Source organism: Catenuloplanes indicus (assembly GCF_030813715.1).
GTDB lineage: Bacteria > Actinomycetota > Actinomycetes > Mycobacteriales > Micromonosporaceae > Catenuloplanes > Catenuloplanes indicus.
On the sequence record NZ_JAUSUZ010000001.1, the window covers coordinates 1246125 to 1259324 of the forward strand.

The following is a 13200-nucleotide window of genomic DNA, read 5'->3' on the forward strand; positions in this document are numbered from 1 at the left end:
GTCAACAACTCGGTCAGCCTGCTCCCGGTCCACGCAGCGACCCGAACACGTCGTCGCCGGGCCCGCGCGCGCCGTGCTCGACGAACCACTCCCGGCCCGCCACCAGCGCGAACAACGGTCCCGGCAGTCCCGCCAGCAGCGCCACTGTCCGGATGCCCCGCCCGCCGGTCGCCTGACTGCCGTGTGCGCGCAACGCGGCGCGCTTCTGTCGCAGGTAGCCGCGCACGTCCACCACATGGGTCAGCTCCGCACGCGGGGTGAACACCGTTGCCGCCGCACCCAACGGCAGCCGCGGCAACAGGCGCCCGGCCACCGCCGACAGCCACAGCACCGGCCGCAGCACGTCGCGGTCCACCGTGGCCTCCAGCAGCACTCGTGTCCCGGCGAGCCGCGCCGCGGCCCTCGCCGCCCGGTGGACCTGCACATGATCGGGGTGCCCGTAGCCGCCGCGCGCGTCGTACCCGATCAGCACGTCCGCGCGTTCCTCCCGCAGGATGCCGGCGAGCCGTTCGGCGACCTCGCCGACCGGAGCCGCCGCGAAACACCGGTCGTCGCCGGCCGACAGCCCGGAGTCCCGGTACCCGAGTACCTCCACCCGCGCGCACCCCAGCGCGGCCGCCGCCGCCTCCAGTTCGGCGCGGCGCCGCTCACCCAGCCGAACCGCGTCGGACGCGAGGCCGGCCTCGCCCAGCGTCGCGGTCACCAGGACCACCCGGTGGCCCTCCGCCGCCGCGCGCGCCAGTGTGCCGCCGGTCAGCAGCGTCTCGTCGTCCGGGTGGGCGTGGAACGCCACCACCGTGTAGGTCATGCCGTCACCACCGGCGCGCGCGTCGCCTCCTGCAGGCATGCCGCCGCCGCGTACCGCGTCTCCGCCGCGGCCAGCACACCGTCCCAGTGCAACCGCGGCACGACCGCCCGGTTGTGCCGCGCCACCTCCGCCAGCGGACCCGGCGCGGTCAGCAGCCCGGACACCGTGGAGATCAGTTCCGCGTCCGACCCGACCAGCCACCCGTCGACCCCGTGCTCGACGAAGTCCGCGACGCCGCTACCGCGCCGCGCGACCACCGGCAGTCCCGCGCACCGCGCCTCGAGCGCCGCGATGCCGAACGACTCGCGATGTGCCGGTGCGACGTACAGGTCCGCCGCCGCCAGCAGCGCCCGGATGTCGTGCCGCGGCAGCGCGCCGGTCAGCCGCACCTGCCCGGCCAGCCCGGCCGCGGCGACGTCCGCCCGCAGTCGCGGCAGCAGCGGGCCGTCGCCGACCAGGATCGCCCGGAACCGCCCGGGGTGCGCGTGCCGCAGCGCGGCCAGGACCCGCAGCAGCGGCCGGGGCCGTTTGCGGCGCACCATCCGCATCACGCTGACCACGGTCGGCACGCCGTCACGCGGCGCCGGTGGGGCGAGCCAGGCCGCCGGGTCGATGCCGTTCGGCAGTACCGCGACCGGTGTGCCGTCCAGCGCCTCGCGGACCGCCGCGGCCGCGGCCGTGCTGACCGCGGCCCAGTCGACCGGCCAGCGGGCGGCGCCGCGGCGGCGTGCGTACCAGCGCATGACCGGGATGACGTCGTGCCACATGGAGTGGACCGAGACCACCGTGGGTACGCCGTGCACGCCGGCCAGCCGGGCCGCGCTCCAGGCGAGCGGCGAGAACGCGGACACGTGCGCGTGCACCGCGTCGGCCCGGTGTTCGCGCAGCACGCGGCACAGGTCCTGGTCACGGATCGCGCGGTACGGGCCGACGCCGGGCGCTCCCAGACGTACCGCCGGAATGGCCGTGTCCGGATCGCCCCCCGGCGTCGCGGTGATCACGAAGGGGGTGTGCCCGGCCGTCGCCTGCCGGGTGGCGAGGTCGCGGACCTGGAGTTCCACGCCGCCGAGGCGGGGCAGGTAGACGTCGGTGACGTGGGCGATGCGCATGGGCGGGTTCTCCGGGGTCATGACGGTGCCGCGTGGTCCCGCCGGCGGCGGGTGGCGAGCCACAGCAGGATCGCGATGCCGCCGACCGGGATCTCGGCGGCGAAGACGAACGCGCGGAACAGCAGCACACCGGCGAGCGCGCCGGTGGCGTCCGTGCCGAGGCCGATGAGCACCGCGACCGCGCCGGTCTCGACCAGTCCGGTGCCGCCGGGTGTGACCGCGGCGAGCGTGAGCGCGCGGGCCGCGGCGAGGCCGGCGAGCAGCACCGGGACCGGCACGCTCACGCCGACCACGGTCAGGCAGAGCCAGAGCAGGACCCCTTCGAGTACGCAGTAGCCGGCCATGCCCGCCGTGAGTGCCCGCCAGCGCCGCCGGACCAGGTGGTCGACGCCGTCCAGCAGCGCACCGGCCGCGGACGTCCAGCCGGTGCCGGACCGGCGCGCGATCCGTTCGGCGGCCGTGACCAGGCGCAGCAGCGGCCGGGCGCGGCCCAGCGAGGCGGCGGTCAGCAGCGCACCCGCGGCTGCGGCGAGCGTGGTCAGGCCGAGCCACGGCGGCCACGGGCCGAGCCGCCCGGTGACCGTGAGCAGGACGGCCGCGACGGCGGGGAGGGTCAGGCGGGCGGCGACGTCCCAGACCTTCGACACGACCACGAAGCGGGCGAAGTCCCGGTTGGTGTGGCCCCATCCGCGGATCATGGTGAGATTGAGGACGGTGCCGGCGACGCCGCCGAGCGGTAGCAGGTTCGCGATCGCGCTGCCGGAGAGGTTGAGCGTGAGCGCGCGCCCGTGGGTCAGGCCGGGCAGCGACGCGTCCAGCACGAACGTGTGCACCCAGAGGCCGAGCAGCCAGACCGCGCCGAGCAGCAGCAGCCACCACCGGCCGACCTCGCTGATCGTGGCCCAGGCCGCGGTCCAGGACGCACCGGCCGCGCCGAGGTGGTGCGCGGCCCACATGACGACCAGCACGGCGGCGAGCAGCAGTCCGAGGCGTCGCAGCCGTCCTCGCCGCGACGTCGCGGTGCGCTCCATCCACTCCTCCCGGGCGCCGGTAGATAACTCACCGTAGCGCCCGATGCAGGGCTTTAGCGGTATTTAGTCCGTTTTGGTCATGCGGCGCGTCCGGATGCACGATCGGGCCGCCAAGGACTGCCGAGCAGCCGGAGAAAGCCCGGAATGACGCGGCGGATCCTGGGAAAACGGTGCCCATGAACCAGTACGAGATCCGTGATCCACGCAGCCAGTACCCGACGCCGGACCAGCTCACCGGCGGCGACCAGGGCGAGCCCGGCACGACCGGCGAGATGCCGGACAAGCCGGACCACGGCGAGGAGACCTACCAGGGCAGCGGGCGGCTGACCGGGCGGCGCGCGGTGATCACCGGCGGCGACTCCGGCATCGGCCGCGCGGTGGCGATCGCCTTCGCCCGCGAGGGCGCCGACGTGCTGATCTCCTACCTCCCGGAGGAAGAGGAGGACGCGGCGGACACCGCGGCGCTGATCGAGAAGGCCGGCCGCAAGGCGGTCCGGATGCCCGGCGACATCCGCGACGAGGCGCACTGCGCCGCGATCATCGACCGGGCGGTGAGCGAGCTCGGCGGCGTCGACATCCTGGTCAACAACGCCGCGTTCCAGATGGCGCAGCCCGGCGGCATCGTCGACATCACCACCGAGCAGTTCGACAAGGTCATGAAGACCAACCTGTACGCGATGTTCTGGATCTCCCGGGCTGCGGTCCCGCACATGCCGGCCGGGTCGGTCATCATCAACACCGCGTCCATCCAGGCGTACCAGTCCTCCGCGCCGCTGCTCGACTACGCCACCACCAAGGGCGGCATCGTCGCGTTCACCAAGGCGCTCGCCGAGGACCTCGCGGAGAAGGGCATCCGGGTCAACGCGGTCGCGCCCGGGCCGATCTGGACGCCGCTGATCCCGGCCACCATGCCGGACGGCAAGGTGGACAGCTTCGGTGCGGACACCCCGCTCAAGCGCGCCGGGCAGCCCGCGGAGCTGGCGCCGGCCTATGTGTACTTCGCCAGCCAGGAGTCCAGCTACACCACCGGAGAGGTACTCGGTGTCACCGGCGGTAAGCCGGTGAGCTGACAGTCAGCGTCATGTCACAGGACTGTCGCATCTCTGGCGTAGGCTCGGCGCACCGCTTTCTGATCGGAGCAGAAGTGTGACCGGTTCCTTCTCAGTGGTGAAGTCCGAGGACGGCGAGGGCACAATCCGCCTGTCGATCAGCGGCGACGTCGACAACGACGTCGCCCCGGCACTCACCGACATCATCGCCAACGCGGCGGACCAGCCCGGTGCCGGGCCGATCGTGGTCGACCTGGACCGGGTGTCCGCGTTGACCGCGGCCGGCATCCGCGCCCTCCTGGAGGGACGGGAAGCCGCCGAGCGGTGCGATCGTCCGTACCGGATCGTCAACGTCCACGACGAGACGGCCGGGCACGCACTGCGCGTCGTGGGGCTGGCCGACATAGCCGAACAGGTGACCGCGCTCCAGCAGCGACGGTGACCGGGCGGGCGGGTCACCGGTCGACCGGCAGGCCCGCCCAGACCACCTTGCCGCCCGGCGCCGGCAGCACTCCCCAGCGCCGGGCGATCGCCTCGACCAGCCGCAGGCCACGACCGGTCTCCGGCGCGTCCGCGGGCCCGGTGTCCAGACGCGGCCGGTCGGGCGAGCCGTCCCGCACGATGATCAGCAGGAACCGGCGGCCGAGCGACACCCGCAGGTCGGCCATGGTCCGCGCGTGCACGATCGCGTTCGTGACCAGCTCTCCCGCGATCAATGCGGCCGGGACGCCGAGCGCGGGCACGTTCCACCGGTCGCAGGCCTGCTCGGCCAGGTCCCGGGCGCGGCGGCTGGCCCCGGCCGCGGGCAGCACGGTGTCGCCGACCGTCGGCATGCGGCGGCCCGCGCGCGCGGTCAGCGCGGCCGCGGCGGTCGGGAAGACCTCCAGCCGGCCCAGCCCGTCACCGGAGAGCAGCCGCGCGGTCTCCGGCGCGGGCACGCAGAGCAGCAACGGCGTGCCCGGCCACACCGCCGCCTGCCAGGCCACGGTACGGAACACGGACAGCGCCACCGGCTCGCGCACGCGCAGCCCGGCCAGGTCCACGATCAGCGCGTCCGGCACGTCGACCAGGCACTTCGACAGCGTCAGCCGCACCTGCGGGGCGCTGGACAGGGTGAGGTCGCCGCGCAGACGGACCAAGGTCCTGGTCCCGATCTGGTCGACCTCGGTGGAGAGAGGCGGCACGACCCCATTGTCCGTCGGACGCGGCCGAAATGCCGGACAGCGGCACGTTCGGGTATCCGGCAGACCCGGCATCCGCCGGCGCAGCGCTCATGTCGCCTCCTCGTTCGGGTGGAAGAGCAGGTGGAGTTCGCCGTCGAGCTCCAGCCGGCGGACGCCGATGCCGTAGACCGGTTCGAGGATCTTCGGCTCCAGCACCTCGTCCGTGGTACCGGCCGCGACCACGCCGCCGTCGCCGAGCAGCACCAGGTCGTCGCAGTAGCGGGCGGCCAGGTTGAGGTCGTGCAGCACCACGATCGCGCAGGTCCCGAGCCCGCGGACCAGCCGGAGGATCTCGTGCTGGTAGCGGATGTCCAGGTGGTTCGTGGGCTCGTCGAGCAGCAGGTGGGTGGCCTGCTGGGCGAGCGCGCGGGCGATCAGCACCCGCTGCCGCTCGCCGCCGGACAGCCCGGCGAACGCGCGCGTGCCCAGGTGCGCCGCGCCGACCCGCGCCAGGCAGCGGGCCGCGATCGCGTGGTCGGCGGCGCCGGCCCGCTGGAACGTGCCGAGGTGCGGGCCGCGGCCGAGCAGCACCATCTCGCCCACGGTCAGCGCGGTCTCGCCGCCGGTCTCCTGCACCACCACGGCCAGCCGCCGGGCCGCCTCCCGGCTGCCCAGGCCACCGAGCCGGTCGCCGTCGACGGTGACCGTCCCGGTGGCGCTGCGCAGCGCGCCGTAGAGCAGCCGGAGCAGCGTGGTCTTGCCGCTGCCGTTCGGGCCGATCAGCCCGAGCATCCGGCCGGGACGCGCGGCCACGCTGACGCCGTCGATGACGGGGTGCGCGCCGTAGCGCCAGGACACCCCGGCCGCCTCGATCATGCGCCGACCCTGAACCGCTCGACGATCCGCTCCAGCCCGTCCACGCTCAGCGGCGACGGCGGCTCGGTGAAGTTGAACAGCTGGGTCATCACGTTGCCCTTCGCGACCGCCGTGAGCTTCTCCGAGCCGGGCAGGCCGGTCAGCGCCTTCTCCACCGCGGCCGGGTCGCCGTCGCTGTACAGCAGGATGATCACGTCGGGGTTCCGGCCGAGGATCTCCTCCAGCGTCACCTCGAAGACCCGCTCCTCGGCGTCGCCGAACACGTTGGTGAACCCGGCGGCCTCGACCTGCGGGTGCGCCATGCTGGTCCTGCCGTACGCGTAGGTGACGCCGCCGCCGACCGTCGGGTAGAGCACCGCGGCGGTACGGTTCTCCACTTTCTGGATCTTCGCCATCCGCTCCTTCAGCGCCGTGATCGCGGTCTGCGCCTCGGCCGGTCTGCCGAACACCCGGCCATACGTCTCCAGCTGCCGGTAGATGTCGTCGAACGTCGGCACGACCGTGTTGTCCGGGCACATCGCCGGCTCCTCCAGCAGCGGGATGCCGACCGCGTCCAGCGTGTCCCGGGAGAGGTTGTCGACCTCGCCGAGCACCAGGTCCGGCTGCTGCGCGATCACCACCTCCGTGGAGATCTGCAGGTGGCCGCTGGTGTCCATCCGGTCCGTCAGCAGCGGCACCTTCGCCAGCTCCGCGAGCGTGGCCGGGTCGTAGTACTCCTCCGGGTACGCCCCGGCGCGCGCCGTGACCCGGTCCATCACCCCAAGATCATGCAGATACGGTACGGCCGAACTCTTCAACATCACGATCCGCTCCGGCGCCTCGTCGAACGTGACGTCGGCGCCGCAGTTGGTCACCGTGAACGGGAAGCCCGCGGGCGTACCCGCGGCGGCGGTGCCGTCCGGCCCTTCGCCGCACCCGGATATCAGCAGCGTCGCGGCGAGGATCGTGGCCAGGCGTGCCTTCATGGGGGTCTCCTAGGCGTTGGTGGCGTGCAGCCGGCGGATGAGGATCAGCAGGAACGGGGCGCCGAGCAGCGACGTGATGATGCCGATCGGGATCTCCTGGGGCGCCAGCAGCACGCGGGCCACCACGTCCGCCCAGACCAGCAGGATCGCGCCGAGCAGCGCCGCGACCGGCACCACCCGCACGTGCGCGGCCCCGACGATCCGGCGGGCGAGGTGCGGCACGACCAGCCCGGCGAACCCGATGCTGCCGCTCGCGGACACCAGCACGCCGACCGCCAGCGACACGATCACCAGCAGCCGCATCCGGAACCGGTCCGGGCCGACGCCCAGCGTGTGCGCGGTCTCGTCGCCGACCGCGAGCACGTCGAGCCGCCGGCCGGCCACGGTCAGGTAGCAGGTCGTGCCGATCACGATCGCGGCCGTGACCGTGAGCAGCGGATCCCAGCGGGCCAGTCCGAGCGAGCCGAGCAGCCAGAACATCACCGACCGGGAGCCCTCGGCCGAGCCGGACGCGAAGATCAGGAAGCTGGTCGCGGCGTACAGCGCGTAGCCGACCGCGACGCCGGCCAGCAGCAGCCGGACGCTGGTGATCCGGCCACCGCTGCGCGCGATCAGGAAGACCAGCAGCGACGCCGCGAGCGCCCCGGCGAACGCGCTGCCGGACAGCGCGTACTGGCCGAAGCCGGCACCGGCGCCGAACAGCAGCGCCGCGGCCGCACCGCTGGACGCGCCGGAGTTGATCCCCAGCAGGTACGGGTCGGCGAGCACGTTGCGGACCATCGCCTGCAGCGCGACGCCGCAGATGGCCAGCCCGGCGCCGACCAGCATGCCGAGCAGGACGCGCGGCAGCCGCACCTGCCAGACGATCGCCTCCTGCGGCGGCGTCCAGTCCCCCGCGGTCATCGCGAAGAGCCGGTGGCCGATGATCCGGGCGACGGTGGCCGGGTCGATCAAGATCGCACCGGTTCCGACCGCGACCAGACCGGTCATGATCAGCGCGGCGGTCAGTCCGATCAACCAGAGAACGGTGCTACGCCGGCGCGCACCCACGCCCAGCGGGTCGGAGGACACCGGCCGCTCTCCCTACGTTGTTGCCAATCTTTTGCAACAACGTAGCAGCAAGATCATTCACACGGAAGCTCCGGTTCCGCTCGTCACGTCCCCCCGCGCCGCGGCCGGGGAGCGGAAACGGTCAGGAATCGAGAAGTGGGGACGTGCGGGGGAACCTAGCGTGAGCTGCATGAACAAACTTGTTCGCCGGGTGCACCGGTGGTTCGCGAGCGCCTTCACCGTGTCCGTCGCCGTGGTCACCGGGGCGATCATCGTGGCGGGAGAGCCGGCCGGGTGGGTCTATGCCCTTCCGGTGGTACCGGCACTGCTCCTCCTGCTCTCGGGGTGGTACCTGCTCGCGGCGCCGTATCTGCGGCGGCGCGCGGCCTGAGTCAGGAGCGCAGCAGCGTGCGGGCGGCGGTGTCGCGGAGCCAGGATTCGGCCTCGTCGGCGGTCCAGGTGGCGTCGCGAAGCAGGCGGGGCCAGGACCAGATGCCGAAGAGGTACCAGAGGACGTCGGTGGCGCGGGCCTCGTCGACGCCGTCGGCGAGCGCGCCGAGATCAGCGAGGCGGCCCGCGACGGTCGCGATCGCGCCGCGGTAGGAGCGGTTTGCGACGGTGAGGATGCGGCGGGCCGCGGGCTCGGAGGTCGCCGTGTCCAGCAGCAGCTCGATCACGGCGCGATGCCGGCGGTACGTGCTGCCGGTACCGGCGGCGATCAGGTCGATCACCTCGCGGCCGGTGGTGGTGGCGGCGACCTTCCGCAGCGTCTCGGCCACGCCGGTGTCCTCGACACCTTGGCGGACCAGGTGTTCGAGCAGGACGGGCTTGCCGCCGACGCTGGTGTAGACGGTCGCCACCACCACGCCGGCGGCCTTCGCGATGTCGTTGACGGTGGCCTTCGCGTACCCGTCGGCGGTGAAACGCTCCAGCGCGGCCCGCAGGATCAGCTCCCGGGTCTGTTCCGCGGCCTGTGCGCGCCGGCTGTTCGGGTTCGCGGCCATCTGTGCTCCGCCTTCGCTCGCGTGGAGCCCCGATCCTAGAGCGCGGCGGCGAGCGTGGCCGCAACCTCGCCCGGCGCCGGCATGGCGTCGATCTGCTTGCGCACGTCGGCGGCCGCGGCGGCGATCGACGGGTCGGTGAGCACGGTGCGGACGGCCGCGCGCAACTGTTCCGGGTCGGGGCGGCCGGGGGCCGTGGCCACGCCGCAGCCGGCGGCGGAGACGGCGGCGGCCTGGACGAACTGGTCGGCGCCCTGCGGGACGATCACCAGCGGCAGGCCGAGCGACAGCGCGCCGAGGACCGTGCCTGCGCCGCCGTGGGTGACCACGGCGGCGATGTCCCCGGCCAGCAGGTTCGCCATCGGCTGGAACGGCACCAGACGAACCCCGCCGGCAGCCGGACCACCGCCGTTTCCGGCGCCGGCCACGTCACCGCCGGAAACGGCGGGAGCGGGCTCGCCACCCGGACCGGCCGGGGCCGGATCCGCGACGGCGGAATCCGTGAGGGCCGGGTCCGCGCCGGGCAGCGCGGTGCCGACGAAGTCCGCGTCCACGCCGTCCCGCAGCGTGCTCAGCAGGTCCCGCACGATCTCCGGATCGCCGAAGTGCGAACCGAACGTGACCAGCACGCGCGGCCGCCCGCCCCCGGCCGGCGGGAACGCGGGCGTGACCGCGCCGTCCGCCCCGCGATGCGCCTCCGGCCGCAGCGGCAGCCGCGTCATCCCGTCCGGGATGCCGACCGGTCCCAGGATGTCCGGGCACAGATCGAGCACCCACCGCCCGGCCGGGAGCGTGGCCGGCGCCTCGACGCCGCGGGCGGTGAAGTACGGCGCGATGTTCGCCGCGATCGCGCCGCGGAACTCGGCCGGGATGCCGGGACCGAACGACAGCGTGGCCAGCGGCGTGCCGAGCACGGCCGCGACCAGCGGCCCGACCGTGTCGGTCAGTTCCGCGACGATCAGGTCCGGCGACCAGTCCCGCGCGGCCTCGATCGCGTCGTCCGCCGAGGCGTCCAGGCGCACCTCGCCGAAGAACGCGGACACGCTCTGCGGGGTGGGCTCGGCCGCCGCGTCCTGGCCCGTGCGCGCGGCCGCCTCGGCGAACAGCGCGTCCGGCATCGGGCCGGCCGGCAGCAACGGGAAGCCGTCGAGCACGCCGGCCATGCCGGCCGAGGTCAGGAACGCGACGTGGTCGCCGCGGCGGGCGAACGCACGGGCCAGGGGCAGGAGCGGGTACGCGTGCCCGATCGCAGGCACGCAGCTGAACAGAACTCGCATGCTCGTCAGAATAACGTTCCAGTCATCGGAATACCATTCCGACCAGAGCGCACGCGTGCGAGAAATCGATAACCGATCGGCGTTGACCCGGCCGGTTCCGGGTAGAAGACGGCGGTGGGGAACTTGAGCACGTCGCTACCGCCGCCGGATGCGACAGAGGTACGGGTGTGGACCCTTCACACCCCTGATGAGCTGCGCAGACTCCGAGCCGGGCTGGGCGAGATCATCGCCGACGCGCCCTGGACGGACGAGGACGAGCTGGCGGACGTACCCGAGCGGATGGTGCTCGTCGCCAGTGAGCTGGCCACCAACGCGATCCGGCACGGGCAACCGCCGACCGAGGTGCGTCTGCTGCGTACCGAGGAACAGTTCGTCCTGGACGTGATCGATCACGACCCGGAGACGCCGCCGGAGCCGACCGAGGCGGACGACTTCGACTCCGGCGGCCGCGGCCTGCACATCGCGCAACGACTGTCGCTGGACGTCGGCTGGTACACCACGGACAACATGTCGAAGCACGTCTGGGCGAGTTTCCCGATCACCGAACCGTCTGCGGCGGGATGAGGTTGAGGCCTTCCTCGATCTCCGCGGCCGGCCGGGGCCGGCTGAACAGGTAGCCCTGCCCGCTGGTGCAGCCGAGCAGTTGCAGCTCCGCGACCTGGGCCGGCGACTCGATGCCCTCCGCGACCGTGTCCAGCCCGAGGATCTGGCCGAGCCGGACCACGGCCTCGGCCACCGCGGCACCCTGCGTGGTGCTGTCCAGCTGGGTGACGAACGCACGGTCGATCTTCAGACCGTCGATCGGCAGGCCCAGCAGGTACTGCAGCGACGAGTAACCGGTGCCGAAGTCGTCGATCGCGATCCGGATACCGAGCGCGCGGAACTCCGCCAGAATCGGCGCGGCGCGCTCGGTGTCCACGATCGCGGTCTCGGTGATCTCCAGTGTGAGGTGGGCCGGGGACAGGCCGGTCCGCTCCAGTACGGCCACCACGTCGGCGACGATGCCGGGCTTGAGCAGCTGCCGCGGCGACAGGTTGACGCTCAGGTGCAGCGGGTCGGCGTGCTGCCGGGTCTGCCACGCGCGGACCTGCGTGGCCGCCTCGGTCAGCACGTGCATGCCGATCGTGTGGATCAGGCTGGACCGCTCCGCGATCGGCACGAACTCGCTCGGCGGCACGAACCCGTAGTCCGGGTGCTGCCACCGGGCGAGCGCCTCGACGCCGACGGTACGGCCGCTGGCCAGATCCACGATCGGCTGGTAGTGCACGCTCAGCTGACCGGCGTCGACCGCGTGCTCCAGCAGGTCGGCGAGGATGCTCTCCCGGGTGCGCTGGTCGGTCATCGACGGGTCGTACGCGCGCCAGCCGTGCTTGTCGTTGCGCTTCGCCTCGTACATCGCCAGGTCCGCGCGGTGCTGCACGGCCTTCGGGTCCTCGTCGCCGGCGGAGACGGCCACGCCGATGCTGGCGTGCGCGAAGATCCGGTGCTCGCCCACCTCGATCGGGGTGGCGGCGAACGCGGCCAGCACGCGCTCCGCGACGTCGAAGGCCTGCTTCTCGCCGTCCAGGTCGAACAGCACGATGACGAACTCGTCGCCGCCGACCCGGGCCGTGATGTCGGTGGACCGGACCGTGCCGCGCAGCGTGTCCGCCACGTGGGTGAGCAGCAGGTTGCCGGTCTCGTGCCCGTACCGGTCGTTGACCGGCTTGAAGTCGTCCAGATCGATCAGCAGGATGCCGAACCGGCCGGTCGCGCGGCGCAGCCCGGCGCGCAGCCCGGCCAGGTTCGCCAGGCCGGTGAGCGGGTCGGTGCTGCCGGCGTCACGGCTGTCCCGCAGCGACACGAGCTGGCGCAGCATCACCGCGATGGTCATCGCGCTCTGCGCCAGGATCAGGCCGCCCCAGGTGGCGAACGCGTGGTCCTGGATCGTGATCACGACCAGCACCACACTGCCGAGCGCGACCCCGATGTACGGCAGGTGCAGCGACCAGATCGGCGGCGCGCTCCAGGCCACGCCCGCGTCCCCGCGCGTGGCCGAGTCGGTCCGCATCGCCGCGACCGTCATCAGCAGGCTGGCCGAGGTGAGCGCCAGCACCGTGCCCGGCGACTCGGACGGGTTGCCGCCGTTGATCCGGATCGACGAGAAGACGATGTCCGCGACCGCCCAGGACATCATGCCCCAGAGCAGCAGCGTGATCGGCTCGCTCAGCCCGCGCCCGGCGCCGCGCAGCAGCAGCGTGCCGATGACCACGCTGAGCAGCAGGTTGCCGAGCCCGAAGCCGATGTCGAAGACCCACCGGTAGCTGGCCGGGGTGAGGAACGCAGGCGCCAGTACCAGCTGCCAGACCACGATGAACGCGCAACTGAACACGGTGAGCAGCTCGGCCGCGAACGCGATCCGCTGCCGGCCGCGCAGCCGCCGGGCGGACGCGGCGAGCGCGGTCGCGGTGAGCATCGCGAACATCGCCAGGCCGGACAGCGCGCCGGCCCACCACCAGACCAGCGACGGCCGCACGCTGTCGACCGCGAAGCAGACCGACATGGACAGCGACAGCGCGCGGGCGGACGCCGCGAGGCCCCAGGTGAGACGGGCGCCGTACCGGGCCGCGCGCAGGCTGTAGCCGATCCCGAGCGCGTCGAGCAGCAGCAGGGACAGGCCGAAGATCGGTACCCGGACGTCCGGCTGCACGAACGAGGCGACCTGACCGGCGGCGACGACGACCGTGAGCACGATCGGGGCGGCGACGGCACGTTTCACGGCGGTTCCTCCCAGATGGGCGCGATTCGTGTCGGCAGCGTTCCCATCGGCCGGGCCGTCAGCGGCTCAAGGATTTACCGCGTGCCCGCGCGGCGACGAGGCCGCACCAGCGG

14 protein-coding genes are annotated in these 13200 nt (G+C 73.1%); 4 read left to right on the forward strand and 10 right to left on the reverse strand.

All coding sequences use genetic code 11. From position 1 onward, the window contains the following. Window positions 1-13: 13 nt before the first annotated feature. From J2S42_RS05925 to J2S42_RS05935, 3 genes are read right to left on the reverse strand one after another with little or no spacing between them, the layout of a single operon-like run. On the reverse strand, window positions 14-808 hold the full coding sequence (locus J2S42_RS05925) for a PIG-L family deacetylase (RefSeq protein ID WP_307236002.1): 795 nt from the start codon (window positions 806-808) through the stop codon (window positions 14-16). Then, window positions 805-1917 (reverse strand): glycosyltransferase family 4 protein, encoded by a 1113-nt coding sequence (locus J2S42_RS05930; protein ID WP_307236004.1) that lies wholly within the window; start codon window positions 1915-1917, stop codon window positions 805-807. Before J2S42_RS05930 ends, J2S42_RS05925 begins: the two co-directional genes overlap by 4 nt. A gap of 17 nt (window positions 1918-1934) precedes the next feature. Next, window positions 1935-2948, reverse strand: coding sequence for a lysylphosphatidylglycerol synthase domain-containing protein (locus J2S42_RS05935; RefSeq protein WP_307236006.1), 1014 nt, complete (start codon window positions 2946-2948; stop codon window positions 1935-1937). A 170-nt stretch (window positions 2949-3118) separates the two neighbouring features. Here J2S42_RS05935 and J2S42_RS05940 point away from each other — a divergent pair, with 170 nt between their 5' ends. Further along, window positions 3119-4018 carry an SDR family oxidoreductase gene (locus J2S42_RS05940; protein ID WP_307236008.1) on the forward strand — a complete coding sequence of 300 codons (900 nt, stop codon included), beginning with the start codon at window positions 3119-3121 and terminating at the stop codon, window positions 4016-4018. A gap of 76 nt (window positions 4019-4094) precedes the next feature. Next, entirely contained in the window at window positions 4095-4439 is a 345-nt protein-coding gene (locus J2S42_RS05945; RefSeq protein WP_307236010.1) for an STAS domain-containing protein, read from the forward strand. Window positions 4440-4452: 13 nt separating this feature from the next. Here J2S42_RS05945 and J2S42_RS05950 read toward each other — a convergent pair whose 3' ends face one another. From J2S42_RS05950 to J2S42_RS05965, 4 genes are all read right to left on the reverse strand, one after another. After that, the gene (locus J2S42_RS05950; RefSeq protein WP_307236011.1) at window positions 4453-5181 is read right to left on the reverse strand and encodes an ATP-binding protein; all 729 of its coding nucleotides are present in this window, start codon (window positions 5179-5181) and stop codon (window positions 4453-4455) included. An 87-nt stretch (window positions 5182-5268) separates the two neighbouring features. After that, window positions 5269-6036: an ABC transporter ATP-binding protein gene (locus J2S42_RS05955; protein ID WP_307236013.1), complete on the reverse strand. Its 768-nt coding sequence runs from the start codon at window positions 6034-6036 to the stop codon at window positions 5269-5271. Then, window positions 6033-7001 (reverse strand): ABC transporter substrate-binding protein, encoded by a 969-nt coding sequence (locus J2S42_RS05960; protein WP_307236015.1) that lies wholly within the window; start codon window positions 6999-7001, stop codon window positions 6033-6035. Before J2S42_RS05960 ends, J2S42_RS05955 begins: the two co-directional genes overlap by 4 nt. Window positions 7002-7010: 9 nt before the next feature. Further along, window positions 7011-8018, reverse strand: coding sequence for a FecCD family ABC transporter permease (locus J2S42_RS05965; RefSeq protein WP_307236017.1), 1008 nt, complete (start codon window positions 8016-8018; stop codon window positions 7011-7013). A 223-nt stretch (window positions 8019-8241) separates the two neighbouring features. On the opposite strand from J2S42_RS05965, the gene J2S42_RS05970 reads away from it, so the two are divergent. Then, complete coding sequence (locus J2S42_RS05970) at window positions 8242-8442, forward strand: hypothetical protein (protein ID WP_307236019.1); 201 nt, start codon at window positions 8242-8244, stop codon at window positions 8440-8442. 1 nt (window position 8443) lies between these two features. Here J2S42_RS05970 and J2S42_RS05975 read toward each other — a convergent pair whose 3' ends face one another. Next, on the reverse strand, window positions 8444-9055 hold the full coding sequence (locus J2S42_RS05975) for a TetR/AcrR family transcriptional regulator (RefSeq protein ID WP_307236021.1): 612 nt from the start codon (window positions 9053-9055) through the stop codon (window positions 8444-8446). 35 nt (window positions 9056-9090) lie between these two features. After that, entirely contained in the window at window positions 9091-10329 is a 1239-nt protein-coding gene (locus tag J2S42_RS05980) for a glycosyltransferase (RefSeq protein WP_307236023.1), read from the reverse strand. Window positions 10330-10494: 165 nt separating this feature from the next. On the opposite strand from J2S42_RS05980, the gene J2S42_RS05985 reads away from it, so the two are divergent. Continuing rightward, on the forward strand, window positions 10495-10893 hold the full coding sequence (locus J2S42_RS05985; RefSeq protein ID WP_307236025.1) for an ATP-binding protein: 399 nt from the start codon (window positions 10495-10497) through the stop codon (window positions 10891-10893). Here the strand turns inward: J2S42_RS05985 and J2S42_RS05990 are convergent. Then, window positions 10868-13087 (reverse strand): putative bifunctional diguanylate cyclase/phosphodiesterase, encoded by a 2220-nt coding sequence (locus tag J2S42_RS05990; RefSeq protein WP_307236027.1) that lies wholly within the window; start codon window positions 13085-13087, stop codon window positions 10868-10870. The genes J2S42_RS05985 and J2S42_RS05990 overlap by 26 nt on opposite strands. Window positions 13088-13200: the final 113 nt, after the last annotated feature.